Source organism: Stenotrophomonas sp. Sm2128 (assembly GCF_030985535.1).
Classification (GTDB): Bacteria; Pseudomonadota; Gammaproteobacteria; order Xanthomonadales; family Xanthomonadaceae; genus Stenotrophomonas; species Stenotrophomonas maltophilia.
Genome location: NZ_JAPTFQ010000098.1, coordinates 1 through 15,611, shown reverse-complemented (window position 1 = coordinate 15,611; position 15,611 = coordinate 1). Strand labels below are relative to the sequence as shown.

The 15,611-nt window shown below is 66.9% G+C and carries 16 protein-coding genes; 14 read left to right on the top strand and 2 right to left on the bottom strand.

What is annotated here, in order from left to right; genetic code table 11:
• Window positions 1–55 precede the first annotated feature (55 nt).
• Window positions 56–523 carry an SET domain-containing protein-lysine N-methyltransferase gene (locus tag O0K41_RS20175; RefSeq protein ID WP_088436931.1) on the bottom strand — a complete coding sequence of 156 codons (468 nt, stop codon included), beginning with the start codon at window positions 521–523 and terminating at the stop codon, window positions 56–58.
• A gap of 208 nt (window positions 524–731) precedes the next feature.
• On the opposite strand from O0K41_RS20175, the gene O0K41_RS20170 reads away from it, so the two are divergent.
• Genes O0K41_RS20170 through O0K41_RS20145 form a run of 6 tightly spaced genes read left to right on the top strand, consistent with a single transcriptional unit; the run spans window position 732 to window position 6,364 of the window.
• A complete protein-coding gene (locus O0K41_RS20170; protein WP_005408436.1) occupies window positions 732–1,187 on the top strand; it encodes an SUF system Fe-S cluster assembly regulator in 456 nt (151 codons plus the stop codon).
• Window positions 1,188–1,205: 18 nt separating this feature from the next.
• Window positions 1,206–2,681: a Fe-S cluster assembly protein SufB gene (gene sufB, locus O0K41_RS20165; protein WP_005408435.1), complete on the top strand. Its 1,476-nt coding sequence runs from the start codon at window positions 1,206–1,208 to the stop codon at window positions 2,679–2,681.
• Complete coding sequence (locus tag O0K41_RS20160; protein ID WP_164221495.1) at window positions 2,678–3,082, top strand: hypothetical protein; 405 nt, start codon at window positions 2,678–2,680, stop codon at window positions 3,080–3,082. Before sufB ends, O0K41_RS20160 begins: the two co-directional genes overlap by 4 nt.
• A gap of 2 nt (window positions 3,083–3,084) precedes the next feature.
• Entirely contained in the window at window positions 3,085–3,849 is a 765-nt protein-coding gene (gene sufC / locus O0K41_RS20155) for a Fe-S cluster assembly ATPase SufC (RefSeq protein ID WP_164221497.1), read from the top strand.
• Entirely contained in the window at window positions 3,849–5,111 is a 1,263-nt protein-coding gene (gene sufD / locus O0K41_RS20150) for a Fe-S cluster assembly protein SufD (protein WP_049448615.1), read from the top strand. The genes sufC and sufD overlap by 1 nt, the downstream gene beginning before the upstream one ends.
• The gene (locus tag O0K41_RS20145; protein WP_010483557.1) at window positions 5,108–6,364 is read left to right on the top strand and encodes a cysteine desulfurase; all 1,257 of its coding nucleotides are present in this window, start codon (window positions 5,108–5,110) and stop codon (window positions 6,362–6,364) included. The genes sufD and O0K41_RS20145 overlap by 4 nt, the downstream gene beginning before the upstream one ends.
• 63 nt (window positions 6,365–6,427) lie before the next feature.
• Here O0K41_RS20145 and O0K41_RS20140 read toward each other — a convergent pair whose 3' ends face one another.
• Window positions 6,428–6,868, bottom strand: coding sequence for a hypothetical protein (locus O0K41_RS20140; RefSeq protein ID WP_123958287.1), 441 nt, complete (start codon window positions 6,866–6,868; stop codon window positions 6,428–6,430).
• A gap of 163 nt (window positions 6,869–7,031) precedes the next feature.
• Here O0K41_RS20140 and O0K41_RS20135 point away from each other — a divergent pair, with 163 nt between their 5' ends.
• The 8 genes from O0K41_RS20135 (at window position 7,032) to O0K41_RS20100 (ending at window position 15,569) form a co-directional block, all read left to right on the top strand.
• Window positions 7,032–7,571 (top strand): GNAT family N-acetyltransferase, encoded by a 540-nt coding sequence (locus O0K41_RS20135; RefSeq protein ID WP_005408429.1) that lies wholly within the window; start codon window positions 7,032–7,034, stop codon window positions 7,569–7,571.
• A complete protein-coding gene (locus O0K41_RS20130) occupies window positions 7,568–7,900 on the top strand; it encodes a non-heme iron oxygenase ferredoxin subunit (RefSeq protein WP_005408428.1) in 333 nt (110 codons plus the stop codon). Before O0K41_RS20135 ends, O0K41_RS20130 begins: the two co-directional genes overlap by 4 nt.
• Window positions 7,901–8,100: 200 nt before the next feature.
• Window positions 8,101–8,505 (top strand): hypothetical protein, encoded by a 405-nt coding sequence (locus tag O0K41_RS20125; protein ID WP_049448608.1) that lies wholly within the window; start codon window positions 8,101–8,103, stop codon window positions 8,503–8,505.
• A 152-nt stretch (window positions 8,506–8,657) separates the two neighbouring features.
• A complete protein-coding gene (locus tag O0K41_RS20120; RefSeq protein WP_099605998.1) occupies window positions 8,658–10,964 on the top strand; it encodes a TonB-dependent receptor in 2,307 nt (768 codons plus the stop codon).
• Between the two features lie 68 nt (window positions 10,965–11,032).
• Window positions 11,033–11,752 carry a tetratricopeptide repeat protein gene (locus tag O0K41_RS20115; RefSeq protein WP_088436885.1) on the top strand — a complete coding sequence of 240 codons (720 nt, stop codon included), beginning with the start codon at window positions 11,033–11,035 and terminating at the stop codon, window positions 11,750–11,752.
• A 10-nt stretch (window positions 11,753–11,762) separates the two neighbouring features.
• On the top strand, window positions 11,763–12,440 hold the full coding sequence (locus tag O0K41_RS20110) for a Fe2+-dependent dioxygenase (RefSeq protein ID WP_012479362.1): 678 nt from the start codon (window positions 11,763–11,765) through the stop codon (window positions 12,438–12,440).
• A gap of 164 nt (window positions 12,441–12,604) precedes the next feature.
• Entirely contained in the window at window positions 12,605–13,003 is a 399-nt protein-coding gene (locus tag O0K41_RS20105; protein ID WP_164221499.1) for a hypothetical protein, read from the top strand.
• 145 nt (window positions 13,004–13,148) lie between these two features.
• Complete coding sequence (locus O0K41_RS20100; RefSeq protein ID WP_164221501.1) at window positions 13,149–15,569, top strand: TonB-dependent receptor; 2,421 nt, start codon at window positions 13,149–13,151, stop codon at window positions 15,567–15,569.
• Window positions 15,570–15,611 lie beyond the last annotated feature (42 nt).

The window sequence follows — 15,611 nt, the reverse complement described above, 5'->3', positions numbered from 1 at the left end:
GGCCGGCAAGGCGCAATCCAGGTGCCGGCCAGCGGTCGGCACTACCCGGTACCAGTCAGCGCTTGGGCTGCAGCATGGTTCCGGTGCACTTGGGCGAGCCGCATCGGCACTCCCAGATCTTCTTCAGCTTGGCGGTGTGACGCTCGGCCAGGGTGATGCCGTAGTTGTAGGTCAGCTCTTCGCCGGCCTTGATGTCACGCAGCGCCTCGATGAACACCTTGTCGCCACGGCTGTCACCGTCCTCGTCTTCCTCGATCACCGCCTCGCAGTTCGGATCGCAGCTGTGGTTGATCCAGCGCGCATCGTTGCCCTTGTAGTTGGCATCGATCACCCAGTCATCGTTGAGGGTGAACAGGAAGGTATGGCCGCTTTCGACGTCGCCGCTGTCATCGGCATCAACGTCGCCGTGGCTGCGCAGCAGGCCCCTGTACTGGATCACGCGCTCGCCCTGCTTGATCGGGGCCACGGCGAACACGCCGTTGCCATGGATGGCGGACTTGCGGGCTTGGATCTTCTTCGGCATCGGCACGGGCTGTTTGCAGCGGATGGAACCGGGATTCTCGCCCATTCCGGGTGATTGCGAAAATCACCCCGTTGGCGCAGCATGGCGACCCGGCGGTGGCCCCGGTGCGTCGTCCCGGTCCGTCCCAGCGCCGGCTGAATGCCCGGGTTGGATGCCGGCGAATAAAAGCGTACAATTTCAGTCCGCTTTAAGAACCGCTCGCATTCCCATGTTGCGTGTCACCAAGCTCACCGATTACGCCACCGTGGTGCTGACCGTGCTTGCCGCCCGTCCGGGCGAGGTGCTCAGTGCCACTGAGCTGGCCGAATTCACCGGCCTGGAGCCGCCCACCGTCAGCAAGGTGCTCAAGCCGCTGGCCCAGGCCGGCCTGGTCGAAGGCCTGCGCGGTGTCCGTGGCGGCTACCGCCTGACCCGCCCGGCCATCGAGATCTCGCTGTTCGAAGTGGTCGAAGCGATGGAAGGGCCATTGGCCCTGACCGAATGCAGCCACGACCACCACCAGTGCGGCATGGCGCCCAAGTGCGGCGCGCGCAGCAGCTGGCGGCTGATCAACGACGTGGTCTCCGAGGCCCTGCGCGATGTCACCCTCGCCCAGATCCTGCCCCCTCTTCCCCTTGCCGATGACGAACAGCGCCGCACCATCGCTGTCGACGTCGTCTCCTGATCCACAGGCAGCCCCCCCATGGCCACCGAAACCATCGAAAACGTCGCCCACGACGACACCCCCAACCGCGAGATCCACGAACAGCTCGGCCGCAAGTATTCGGCCGGCTTCATCACCGAGATCGAATCGGACTCCCTGCCGCCGGGCCTGGACGAGGACACCATCCGTGCCCTGTCGGCCAAGAAGGACGAGCCGGAGTGGATGACGCAGTGGCGCCTGGACGCCTACCGCCACTTCCTGACCATGCCGATGCCGGACTGGGCCAAGCTGGAGATCGCGCCGATCGACCTGCAGGCGCTCAGCTACTACTCCGCGCCCAAGGGCCCGAAGTACGCCTCGCTGGATGACGTGCCAAAGGAACTGCTCGACACCTACGACAAGCTGGGCGTGCCGCTGCACGAGCGTGCCAAGCTGGCAGGCGTGGCGGTGGACGCGGTGTTCGACTCGGTGTCCGTCGGTACCACGTTCCGCAAGGAACTGGCCGAGAAGGGCATCATCTTCTGCTCGATGTCCGAGGCCATCAAGGAACATCCGGAACTGGTCCGCCAGTACCTGGGCACCGTGGTGCCGGTAGGCGACAACTACTTCGCCGCGCTCAATTCGGCGGTGTTCTCCGATGGCAGCTTCGTGTTCATTCCCAAGGGCGTGCGTTGCCCGATGGAACTGAGCACCTACTTCCGCATCAATGCCGGCCACACCGGCCAGTTCGAGCGCACCCTGATCGTGTGCGAGGACAAGGCCTACGTGTCCTACCTGGAAGGCTGCACCGCGCCGATGCGCGACGAGAACCAGCTGCACGCGGCGGTGGTCGAGTTGGTCGCGCTGGAAGACGCGGAGATCAAGTACTCCACCGTGCAGAACTGGTACCCGGGCGACGAGAACGGCGTCGGCGGCATCTACAACTTCGTCACCAAGCGTGCCGAATGCCGTGGCGCGCGCAGCAAGGTCACCTGGACCCAGGTCGAAACCGGTTCGGCGATCACCTGGAAGTACCCATCCTGCGTGCTGCTCGGCGACGACTCGGTCGGTGAGTTCCACTCCGTGGCGCTGACCCATCACCGCCAGCAGGCCGACACCGGCACCAAGATGATCCACGTCGGCAAGCGCACCAAGAGCAAGATCGTCAGCAAGGGCATCAGTGCCGGCCGTGGCCAGAACACCTACCGCGGCCTGGTGCGGGTGGACCGCAACGCCGATGGCGCGCGCAACTACACCCAGTGCGATTCGCTGCTGATCGGCAAGCAGTGCGGCGCGCACACCTTCCCCTACATCGAGGTGAAGAACCCGGGTGCCACCGTCGAACACGAGGCCACCACCTCGAAGATTTCCGACGACCAGCTGTTCTACTGCCGCGCCCGTGGCATCAGCCAGGAAGACGCGGTGTCGATGATCGTCGACGGCTTCTGCAAGCAGGTGTTCCGCGAACTGCCGATGGAGTTCGCGGTGGAGGCCAAGAAGCTGCTGGAAGTCTCGCTGGAAGGAAGCGTCGGATGATGCGTACGTCTTTGCCCGCACTGTTGCTGCTGGGCCTTTCGCCCTGGGCCCTGGCCAACGCGTCCTGCACCCCCGAAGACCTGGTGGGTGCCACCCCGGTCAGATTGCCCGCCAGCACGGTCATCTCCGCGCCGAGAGAATTTTCGATAGTGCTGACAACGGGGCAGGACGGCAGCTTCGGCGCGATCCGGGCTCGCCTGAGCTCGGGCAACCGTGAGCTGGATCGCGCCGCTGCCGAATCCGTCCGACAGGCCTCCCTCGCAGTCTCCTGCCTGCAAGAACCCGGTGAAGAGATCATCGTGGTTTTCTCCGCCCTCCCCGCTCAACCTGGGCAGCCCGGCAACGGCACGGTGCAGATCGTCCGCATCGCCCCCGCAGCCCCGAAACCTACCAAGCCATGACCATGCTGAAGATCGAAAACCTCCACGCCCGCATCGGCGACAAGGAAATCCTCAAGGGCCTGTCGCTGGAAGTGAAGCCCGGCCAGGTGCACGCCATCATGGGCCCCAACGGCGCCGGCAAGTCCACCCTGGGCAATGTCCTGGCAGGCCGCGACGGCTATGAAGTCACCGAAGGCAGCGTGCAGTTCGACGGCAGCGACCTGCTCGACCAGGACCCGGAAGCCCGCGCCGCCGCCGGCCTGTTCCTGGCGTTCCAGTACCCGGTGGAAATCCCGGGTGTGAACAACACCTACTTCCTGCGCGCCGCGCTGAATGCACAGCGCAAGGCGCGTGGCGAGGACGAACTGGACTCCATGCAGTTCCTCAAGCTGGTGCGCCAGAAGCTGGCCGTGCTGCACCTGAAGGACGAACTGCTGCACCGTGGCGTCAACGAAGGCTTCTCCGGTGGCGAGAAGAAGCGCAACGAGATCTTCCAGCTGGCCGTGCTCGAGCCGAAGCTGGCGATCCTGGACGAAACCGATTCGGGCCTGGACATCGACGCGCTGAAGAGCGTGGCCGACGGCGTCAACGCGCTGCGCGGCGCTGACCGTTCGTTCCTGGTCATCACCCACTACCAGCGCCTGCTGGACTACATCAAGCCGGACGTGGTGCACGTGCTGGCCGATGGCCGCATCGTCAAGACCGGTGGCCCGGAACTGGCGCTGGAACTGGAAGCGCACGGCTACGATTTCCTCAAGGATCGCGTGGTGCGCGAGGCGGCGGTCTGATGAGCGCCCTGCTCGACTCCATGGCCCAGGCCTTCTGCGGCAGCGACGCGCGCCGCGAAGTGCTGGACGCGGCCCTGCGTGACGGCCTGCCGGCCGCGCGCAACGAAGCCTGGAAGTACACCTCGCTGCGCCAGCTGGAACGCCGTGCGTTCGCGGCTGCACCGCTGCAGGGCCCGGCGCTGGACGCCGCGCTGCTGGAGGACATCCCGGCACCGCGCCTGGTGTTCGTCAACGGCCGCCTGGATGCCGCGCTGAGCGACGTGCAGGTCCTGCCGGACGGCGTGCAGCTGCAGCCGCTGTCGGCCGCACTGGCCTCCGGCGAAGACGCCGTGCGTTTCCTTGGCCGCCGCTACGAGCGCAGCGAAGAGATCTTCGCCCGCCTGAATGCCGCGCTGGCCGATGAAGGCGTGGTGCTGCGCGTGGAAGAAGGTGTGCAGGTGGAAGCGCCGCTACAGCTGGTGTTCGCCAGCGTCGCTGGCGACACCGATCTGGCCTGGCACCACCGCCACCTGATCGAACTGCGTGCCGGCGCCAGCCTGGGCGTGGTCGAGCACCGCCTCAGCGTCGGCGATTCGGCGCACCTGGACAACACCGTGCTGCACGCCCATGTCGCCCGCGATGCCGTGCTCAAGCACGCCCGCGTGCAGGCCGGCAGCGCGCGCCAGACCAGCTTCCTGCGTACCGACGCGGTGCTGGCCCGCGACGCGCAGTACCACCGCGTCGACCTGGAACTGGGCGCAGCACTCAGCCGCCACGAACTGAACGTGCGCTTGGAAGGCGACAACGCCCAGCTGACCGCCAACGGCGTGCTGCTCGGCAATGGCCGACGCCACGTCGAGACCCGCCTGGGCATCGACCACATCGCGCGCGATACGAGTTGCGAGCTGCTGTGGCGTGGCGTTGCCGCCAACCGCAGCCGCGTGGTGTTCCATGGTGGCATCCAGATCCGCGAAGGCGCCGACGGTACCGATGCGAACCTGTCCAACAAGAATCTGCTGCTGTCGGCCGACGCCGAGATCGATACCCAGCCGACGCTGGTCATCGACGCCGATGAAGTGAAGGCCGCGCATGGCGCCACCGTCGGCCAGCTCGATGCCAACGCGCTGTTCTACCTGCGCTCGCGCGGCCTGCCGCAGGCACAGGCGCAGGCACTGCTGAGCGCCGCGTTCTGCCACGAGCCGCTGAAGATCCTGCCGGAAGCCCTGCGCGAGCAGCTTGCACGCCGTTTGGACAAGGCCCTGGCCGAGGCGGGTGTGGCATGAACCTGTCCACCCCGCGCCCGATCGAAGAACGCACCGGCGCGCCCGATTGGGATCGCGTCCGCCTCGACTTCCCGCTGCTGATGCGTGAAGTGCACGGCAAGCCGCTGGTCTATTTCGACAATGCCAACACCGGCCAGAAACCGGTGCAGGTGATCGGCGCGGTGGACGAGTTCTACCGCCGTTACAACGCCAACGTCAGCCGCGCGGTGCATGCACTGGGCAGCGAAGCCACCGACGCCTACGAAGGCGCGCGCAACACGCTGGCACGCTTCCTCAACGTGCGCCCCAGCGACCTGGTGCTGTGCAGCGGCACTACCTTCGCCATCAACCTGGTGGCGTATTCGTGGGCCCTGCCGCGATTGAAGGCCGGCGACGTGATCCTGATCACGCGCATGGAACACCACGCCAACATCGTGCCGTGGCAGCTGGTCGCACAGCGTACCGGCGCCACCATCCGCGTGGCCGAGATCACGCCTGACGGCGCACTCGATCTGGATGCGCTGCGCGCGGCAATGACCCCGGAGGTCAAGCTGCTGGCGGTCACCCACGTGTCCAACGTGCTGGGCACGGTCAACCCGGTGCGCGAGATCTGCCGTGAAGCGCGCAAGCGCGGCATCATCACCGTGGTTGATGGCTCGCAGGCCGTGCCGCACCGCAAGGTCGACGTGGCCGCGATCGGCTGTGACTTCTACGCCATCACCGGCCACAAAATGTGTGGTCCGACCGGCACCGGTGCGCTGTGGGCGCGCCGCGAGCACCTGGATGCGATGCCGCCGTTCCTTGGCGGCGGCGAGATGATCAAGGAAGTCAGCTTCGACGGCACCGTGTTCAACGATGCCCCGCACAAGTTCGAAGCCGGCACCCCGAACATCGCCGGCTTCATCGGCCTGGGCGTGGCCGCCGACTACCTGCAGCAGCTTGGCCAGGAGAACGTGGAAGCACGCGAGGCTGAACTGCTGGCGCATTTCACCGAAGAGCTGCGCCGCGTCGACGGTCTGCGCATCATCGGCGAAGCACCGGAGAAGGCCGCCGTGGTCTCGTTCCTGATCGACGGCGCGCATGCGCACGACCTGGCGACCCTGCTTGACCTGGAAGGCGTGGCGGTGCGCTCCGGCCAGCACTGCGCACACCCGCTGCTGCAGTACTTTGGTGTGGCGGCCACCTGCCGTGCCTCGCTGGCGTTCTACAACACGCACGCCGAGATCGAGCGGTTCATGACCGCGCTGACCAAGGTACGGAAGCTGTTGGGGTAACCCCGGAAGACCGGGGTCAGATCCCTTTCGCATCGCGAATGGGCTCTGACCCCAACTACCCGATCACTCCTGCAGCCGCCGCACCGACGACACACATAGTTCGGCAGGCCACTGGCCAAGATGCCCCTTGCCGCTCACCGCATCCGGCCGCGCCGCCGACACGATCCCGGTCATTTCAAAAGCCTGCTCCGTCGGCAACGTCACCGGCGCGATTCCCTCCACCCAGATGCCGTCTGCCGCCCACGGGTCACGTACCGGCGGTCCTGGATGCAGCGCCGACATTTCCCAGCCTCCGACGTAGGCACCCCGCACCTTTACCAAGCGGCCCTGATAGCGGACAGGGTGCGCACGCAGTTCCTCCAGGGCGACAGGAAGTGCACGTGCCGGGTTGAACCCAGGGCAGGCAAAACTGTTGAAGGAAGCGTCCCTGCCCACGACGGAGGCATCCGTGCACGCGAGCAGGACCGACATCGCCACGATCATGCCGAGCGTAGCGACCTTCATGGCGCCTCCGTCTCCGCCTTGCCAATCCATTTCTGCCTCCTGCGGGAAAGCGACGAACGGCGAGCATAGCCGGTGCTCCGGGGTCAGATCCCTTCCGCGTTGCGAAAGGGATCTGCCCCCTCCCCCCATTTGCGCCCGCCCACGCCCCACCTAGAATGGGGCCATGAGCACCCTGACCTTCCGCGCCGCCACGCCGGCCGACATCCCCGCCCTGATCGCCCTCGTCACCTCGGCCTACCGTGGCGACGCCAGCCGCGTCGGTTGGACCACCGAAGCCGACCTGCTGGATGGCGCCCGCATCGACGCCGAAGGCATCCAGGCCGACCTCGACCGCCCGCGCTCGACCATCCTGCTGGCCGAGCGCGGGGACCAGCTGGTGGCCTGCGCCCACGTCGCCGATGTCGACGGCAAGGGCTACTTCGGCATGTTCTCGGTCGATCCGGCCCAGCAGGGCGGCGGCGTCGGCAAGCAGCTGATGGATGCCGCCGAAGCACACGCCGCGCGCGAATGGAACGTACCGGTGATGCAGATGACCGTCATCGACGTGCGCGACGAGCTGATCGCCTTCTACGAGCGCCGCGGCTACAGCCGTACCGGCATCAAGAAGCCGTTCCCGTATGGCGACGAACGCTTCGGCATCCCGAAGCGCGACGACCTGCGCTTCGAGATCCTGGAAAAGCCGCTGAACGGAGCCGCCGCGTGAGTGAGGCCTGGACCTTCGTCTGTGCCGGCAACGAGCTGCTGCCGGGTGAAATGAAGAGCGTGTTCGACGAAGTGACCGGCACGCCGATCGTGGTATTCAACCTCGACGGCGAGCTGTACGCACTGGAAGACCAGTGCACGCATGAAGAGTTCGAACTGTCCTCGGGCGAGTTCAACACTACCGAAGGCAGCGTGGAGTGCGTGCTGCACGGCGCGCGCTTCGACGTGCGCGATGGCCGCGCCCTGTGCGCCCCGGCCTACAGCCCTGTGCCCAAGTTCCCGGTGAAGCGCGAGCACGACGCGATCTGGACCCGCGACGACCGGGATTGAGGCGGCGCTGGGCCCGGAGAGCCCCCAGAGGGCGCCTCGCGGGAGAGCATCCACCCATGGGGTGATCCACTGGAGTGCACTGAGGGGCCCTCCAGGGCCCTTCCAGGCCATCCAGATCGGCAACCCGATTGCGCATATGCGAATCATTATCGTTGATGTTATTCTACGTAACATCTTCGTAACGACATCGCCCCTGCGCCATGGCTTCGCCCGCGCCCACCGCCACGCTGTGCCAGCTCGCCCGCCAAGGGTGGCCACTGCTCGTGGCCGTGCTGCTGACGTTGCTGCTGGGCTGGTCGGCCTTGCACGAAGGGCGTGGCGGCGATCCGGCTGCGCATGGCTGGCAGGCACACGCTGAAGATCTGCTGCAGGCGATGCCGCTGCCGCAACCGCCAGCCGACGAATGCCCGCAGCACGCCGCACCAGCACCGGAGACTCCGTTCGATGGCGAGGGCACCTCGCCCTGCACCGGTCTGGTCCCTGCACGCGCCGCTCTGGTCGCGCGTATCCCGCTGTGGCGCTCCGATGCCCTGCGCTGGCAGTTGCATGATCCCGCGCTGCGGTTGAACCCCGGCCACGCACCGCCTGCACCGCACGCCAGCTGAGGCGCCCTGCGGCCGTTGCCGTGCGCCTGATTGCGTTTCCCGCCAGCCGAGCCTGGCTCGGCTCTACAGCACCCACTTCCCGCCTGTCGCCGCATGCCCATCTGCGCCGGCTCGCGCTCGCCCTTTCCCGATCCAAGCCACTACCCACAGTCATGACCCACATCACGTCCCGCAAGCACGCCCCGCGCGTTTCCCTGCTCGCCACCGCCACCCTGGCCGCGGGCTTTGCTCCGCTGGCTGCGCAGGCTGCCGACGGCGCCGACGCCGGTTCCCGCAACGCCACCGAGCTGGACAAGGTGCAGGTGCGCGGCAGCTGGTTCAACCCGTCCTCGCCGAAGTTCACCGCCGAGCTGCTGGACACCCCGAAGTCGGTGTCGATCGTGTCGGAGAAGCTGATCGCCGAAACCGGTGCGACCAACCTGCAGGATGCGCTGCGCATGGTGCCGGGCATCACCTTCGGTGCCGGCGAAGGCGGCAATCCGACCGGTGACCGCCCCTTCATCCGTGGCTTCGATTCGCAGAGCAACGTGTTCGTCGACGGACTGCGCGACGTCGGCTCGCAGACCCGCGAGATCTTCGACCTGGAGCAGGTGGAAGTGGTCAAGGGCCCGAGCTCGGCCTACGGCGGCCGTGACTCCGGTGGTGGCAGCCTGAACCTGGTGAGCAAGACGCCGAAGCTGAAGAACGAGACCAGCGCCAGCATGGGCATCGGCACCGACAGCTACGCGCGCGGCACCGTGGACGCCAACTACGTGCTGGGGGATGGCATCGCCGCCCGCCTGAACCTGATGAAGCACGAATCGGACGTCGCCGGCCGCGACGCCGCCAACGTCAGCCGCTGGGGCATCGCGCCGTCGATCGCGTTCGGCCTGAACGGACCGGCGCAGCTGATCGCCAGCCACTACCACATGCAGAGCGATGACCTGCCGGACGCGGGTGGCTTCCCCTACAGCAATCCGTTCTCCAGCGGCCCGAACGTGGCCAAGAACGGTGATGGCCGGCCGATGGTGCCGGACCGCAACAACTACTACGGCCTGGTCGACCGTGATTTCCAGCGCACCCGCGCCGACATCAGCACCCTGGATGCCAGCTACGACTTCGGCGGCCACAAGCTGCGCAACATCGCGCGCCTGGGCAACACCAGCAACGACTACCTGTGGACCCAGCCGGACGACAGCAAGGGCAACCCCAACCTGTACGGCACCTTGTGGCGTCGCACCAACACCCGTGCGGTCGACGTCAAGAGCTTCGCCGACCAGCTGGGCCTGACCGGTGCGTTCCAGACCGGCGCGCTCAAGCACAGCTACAGCGCGGGCGTGGAGTACAGCGACGAGAAGATGACCCGTGGCAGCTACCTGATGTCGCCGGGCACCGCCAATCCCCTTGAAAACAGCGCCAACAGCACTCGCTGCCAGGTGTCCGGCGCGGCCACCGGCTACAACTGCACCGACTTCAACAATCCGAACCCGAACGATCCGTGGGCGGCCGGTCAGATCGTCTATCGCAGCGACAAGGCACTGGACGTCGAGCAGCGCACCAAGACCACCTCGGCCTACGTGTTCGACACCATCGAGCTCAATGAGCAGTGGATGATCAACCTCGGCCTGCGCTACGACGACTTCCGTACCACCCTGACCACTCCGGTGGCCGGCAAGGCACCGACCCGCGTGCGCAACAGCAACGACTTCCTGAACTACCAGGCCGGCGTGGTGTTCAAGCCGGCCGCCAACGGCAGCATCTACCTGTCCTGGGGCACCTCCTCGACCCCGCCGGGCATGGACGGTGGCGACGGTTCGGACGGCCTGAGCGCCGCCGTGGCCGACCTCAAGCCGCAGGACACCAGGAACCTCGAGCTGGGCACCAAGTGGGACCTGTTCGACAAGCGCCTGAACCTGACTGCCGCGATCTTCCACACCGTGATGAACAACGCACGCGTGACCATCGACAATGGCACCAGCCAGAACGCCGGCAAGAAGGAAATCAACGGCTTCGAGCTGGGCTTCACCGGCCAGCTGACCGATGCCTGGAGCCTGTACGGCGGCTACACCTACCTGGACTCGGAACTGAAGGACAACGGTTTCGTCTGTGGCGCACCGGTGGGCCGCACCTGCCCGTCCAACGTCTACGTGCCGTCGCCGAACAACGGCAACGTGTTCCCGAACACCGCCAAGCACAGCGCGAACCTGTGGACCACCTACCGCTTCCCGATCGGCCTGACCATCGGCGCCGGTGCGTTCTACTCGGACAAGCAGTACGGTGACGTCGCCAACACCAAGTGGATTGCCAGCTACACCCGCTTCGACGCGATGGCCAGCTACGCGATCCAGGACAACATCAGCCTGCAGCTCAACGTGCAGAACCTGACCGACAAGACCTACTTCACCAAGGCCTATGCCTCGCACTACGCGAGCATCGCCCCGGGTCGCTCGGCCACCCTGGCACTGAACGTGAAGTTCTGATGTAACTGCGCTCCACCACGGCGGCAGGCTCTCCTGCCGCCGTTTTTGTTTCCGGCGATACTCACCCCATGGCAACCCGTACCCCCATCGACAGCGATGCTCTGGCCGCGCTGCTGCAGCACGATCCGCAGGCTGCCTTCGCACGCGTGCGCGACGCCGCGCAGGCCGGACAGGTCGAGGCACAACTGCTGCTCGCGCAGATGCACATGGAAGGCAAAGGCACCGCACAGGACGCCTCGGCGGCACGGCTCTGGTACGAGACCGCCGCCAACAACGGCGCGCCGATGGCGATGAACATGCTGGGCCGCTGCCACGAACTGGGCCAGGGCACCGCACCCGACCCGGTGCTGGCCGCGGTGTGGTACCGGCGCGCGGCCGACACCGGGCTGGACTGGGGCCTGTACAACCTGGCCAACCTGCTGGCCACCGGCCGCGGCGTTCCGCAGGACCGCGCGCAGGCACTGGCGCTGTACACCCGTGCCGCGCACCTGGGCCACGCCAAATCGATGAACCTGCTGGCCCGCCACCTTGAAGACGGGCTGGATATCGCACCCGATCCGCAGGCGGCGCTCGCCTGGTACCAGCGCGCCGCCGAAGCCGGTGATTTCCGCGGCCAGGCCAACTACGCCTCGATCCTGCTGCAGGCCGGCCAGGTCGAGCAGGCCGTGCACTGGCTGCGGCTCGCACTGGCGCACGGCAGCCCAGCGTTCATGGCGCACATCGTGCCGGAACTGGCCGCGTCGCCGCATCCGCAGGTGCGCGCCCTGGTCGCACCGCCGTCCCTCTGAGGAGTCCCGCATGCTGCTGCACATCCCCGACATTCTCAGCGCCGACCAGGTGGCCGACTTTCGCCGCCGGCTCGATGCCGCCGACTGGACCGATGGCCGCGAAACCGTCGGCCATCTGGGCGCGCAGGCCAAGCACAACCAGCAGCTGCCCGAGGGCTCACCGCTGCGCCGCGAACTGGGCGAGATCATCCTCGTCGCGCTGGCCCGGCACCCGCTGTTCTTCAGCGCCGCGCTGCCGCTGAAATACCTGCCGCCGCGCTTCAACCGCTACAGCGGTGGCGGCACCTATGGCTTCCATGTTGATGGCGCGGTGATGAACCTGGCCAACGGCGAACAGCTGCGTTCGGACATTTCCTGCACCCTGTTCCTGTCGGCGCCGTACGAGTACGAGGGCGGCGAACTGATCATCAGCGACACCTACGGCGAGCACGAAGTGAAGCTGCCGGCCGGCGACCTGATCGTGTACCCGTCCAGCAGCCTGCACCAGGTGCGCCCCGTCACCGCCGGCGCGCGCGTGGCCTCGTTCTTCTGGGTGCAGAGCATGGTCCGCGACGATGTGCAGCGCCGCCTGCTATGGGAAATGGACGGCTCGATCGAGCGCCTGCGGCAGACCGGCGGCGACGCCGAGGCGGTGCTGCAGCTGACCGGCGTGTACCACAACCTGCTGCGGCGCTGGAGCGAGGTCTGAGCCCCGTCCGGCTGGCCAGCGACATTTTGGCAATCATTCTCATTTGCAACAGCTAACAGCTCTCATTACAATCACGCCCCGTTGATGCCGGCCGCTGCTGGCAGACCCCTGGGGACCCCTGCTTGCTGCGCCCGCTTCGCCCTCGTCCACTCATCCATCGCAAGATGGGCACCGCCATGCGCGGCCAGCGTCCTGCGCTGGCCAGCCTGCTGGCGTGGGTGGCGATGCTGGCCCTGCTGCTGGGCACCCTGCCGCTGCTGCCACTCGGCCAGGCCGGAATGGCCGTGCAGATGCCGCTGGAAGAGCGCGGCGGCGAAGGCGCCCAGGAAGAAGCACCGGCCAAGCTGCGCCGCTGTCCTGCCGCTCCGGTGAAATCAGCCGACAAGGCACGCCCGCCGTTGCTGCTGGCCAGCCAATGGCTGCGCACCGAGCTTGAACTCGTACCCGCTACGCCGGCCATGCCCGGCGTGCGCCCGGACTGGCCGCTGGCCGCTCCGGACACGCCCTGGGCCGATGCGCCCGGGCGCCGCCAGCAACGCGGCCAGGCGCCGCCGCTCGCCTGATTCACGGCCCACGTGACCGCCTGCGCGGTCGTGCCCGCGCGCCGCTGCCTGCTTCATCCCTGCCGCCCCTGACCGGGCCTCCCCGTGCATGCCGCGCCGTTCGCGCCTGGCATCGCACCACCCTGCATCCTTCGAGGTTACTGCCATGGCCCAGCGCCATCGTGTCCGTTCGTCCCTGTCCCGTACCCTGCTGACCAGCGCCGTGCTGGCGGCCATGACCGCCCCTGCCTTCGCCCACGGTGACGCTGCCGGCGCGCCACAGACGCTGGACAAGGTGGTGGTCACCGCCTCCGGCTTCGAGCAGAAGGTGATCGATGCACCGGCCAGCATCAGCGTGGTCAGCCGCGAAGAACTCAGCAAGCGCCCCTACACCAACCTGGTCGACGCGCTGCGCGACGTCGAAGGCATCGACGTCGGCCTGGAGGCCACCGACAAGAACGGCCGCGCCACCATCTCCATGCGCGGCCTGCCGTCCGAATACACCCTGGTGCTGATCGACGGGCGCCGCCAGAGCAATGTCGGCCAGCTGTACCCGAACAATTTCGGTGGCGGCCAGTTCGCCTACCTGCCGCCGCTGGACGCGATCGAGCGCATCGAAGTCGTGCGCGGCCCGATGTCCACGCTGTACGGCTCGGACGCGATGGGTGGCGTGATCAACATCATCACCCGACGCAACCAGGACCGCTGGCACGGCGCCGTGACCCAGGGCTTCACCGTGCAGCAGGACGACCAGTTCGGTGATGCGCGCACCACCGACCTGTATCTCAGCGGCCCGCTGCTGAAGGACCGCCACAGCCTGGCGGTGCGCGGCAGCTACTACGACGCCAAGGCCTCCAATCCGGAGTGGGACGCACTGACCCTGCCCGACGGCAGCCTGTGGGAGCGCAGCATCGGCTTCGGCGGCGGTGGCAAGTCGGTGGCCAACACCAACTGGAATACCGGCGTGCGCCTGGACTTCCGGGTCAACGATGACCACGAACTGTGGCTGGACTACGACGTGTCGCGGCAGAAGTACGACAACAGCGAAGGCCAGACCGGCACGCTGGACAGCCTGGGCAGCCTGTGGCGCGTCGGCAATGCGGTCATCCCCAACCCGAACGGCAGCGGCACCGTCACCCGCCGCGTGGTGCAGCCGCGCGTCGGCTACACCGCCTACCAGCGCTATGAGCGCGATCAGCTGTCGCTGACCCACCAGGGCCGCTACAGCTTCGGCACCTGGCAGACCTCACTGACCCACAGCAAGAGCAGCAACCTGGGTCGTTCGCTGCCGCTGACCCTGGACGAGCGCGCCAACCTGCAGACGCTGTGGAATGACGTCTGCCGCCGCACCGGTGCCGCCAACAACTGTGCGGCCGGCCGTGGCAATGCCCTGGCCGCGCTCAACCCGAGCGAGATGGCGCGCCTGCAGGCGTTCCTGCCGCGTCCGCTGCGCACCATGGAACTGGAAGGCTACGTGCTCGACACGATGCTCGACCTCGACTTCGGCGCGCACAAGCTGACCGTCGGCGGCCAGTACAACGACACCGACATGATCGACGGCGTGTTCGGCATGGATGGCGCCGGCTATCGCAGCAACACCAGGCAGAAGCACCGCATGTGGGCGCTGTTCGCCGAGGACAACTGGGCGCTGACCGATACCCTCACCGCTACCTTCGGCCTGCGCTACGACGACCACAACGTGTTCGGCAGCCACGTCAGTCCGCGTGGCTACCTAGTGTGGAACGCCAGCGATGCGTGGACCTTCAAGGGTGGCGTCAGCACCGGCTACAAGACCCCGCGACCGGACCAGTTGTTCCCGGGCATCACCGGCTTTGGTGGCCAGGGCGTGCTGCCTCTGGTCGGTTCCCCGAACCTCAAGCCTGAAACCAGCACCAACTACGAGCTGGCCGCCTACTACGAAGGCCAGCGCTGGGGCTTCAACGTCACCGGCTTCTTCAATAAGTTCGAGGACAAGATCGCCAGCGGCGGCACCTTCCCTAACTGCGAAGTGGCACCGGCCGGCAGCGGCTACTGCGTGGACATCGGCCCGGGCTGGGCGGCGCTGGGCTACAGCACCTTCACCCAGAGCGTGAACATCGACAAGGCCGAAACCCGTGGTGCCGAACTGGCCGGCCACGTCGACCTGCTCGACACCCTGCAGCTGCGCGGCAACTACACCTGGACCAGGAGCGAGCAGACCAGCGGCCCGCAGAAGGGGCTGCCGATCACCGGCACCACCCCGGCCAAGCACATGGCCAATGCCAGCCTGAACTGGCAGCTCAACGAGGCCATCAGCCTGTCGCTGATCGGCGAGGGCCGCTACGACCGCTATCGCGACACCCTCATCGACAGTGCCGGCACCCGCCACGCGCGCTATTACGAGGACTACACGATCTTCCACCTGGGGGGCAGCTGGAAGGCTACGCCGTGGCTGACGGTCAATGCACGGGTCAACAACCTGTTCGACAAGGACTTCGTTTCGCAGTCGTGCCTGCTGCTCAATCCCAGCGAGTTCAGTTGCGTGGATGACTACGCGACCAAGGACCAGCGCCGCAGCTACTGGATTTCGTTGAACGCGAAGTTCTGATCGCCGTGCCCTTCCCCGGTGGGTGCCGACCTTGGTCGGCAC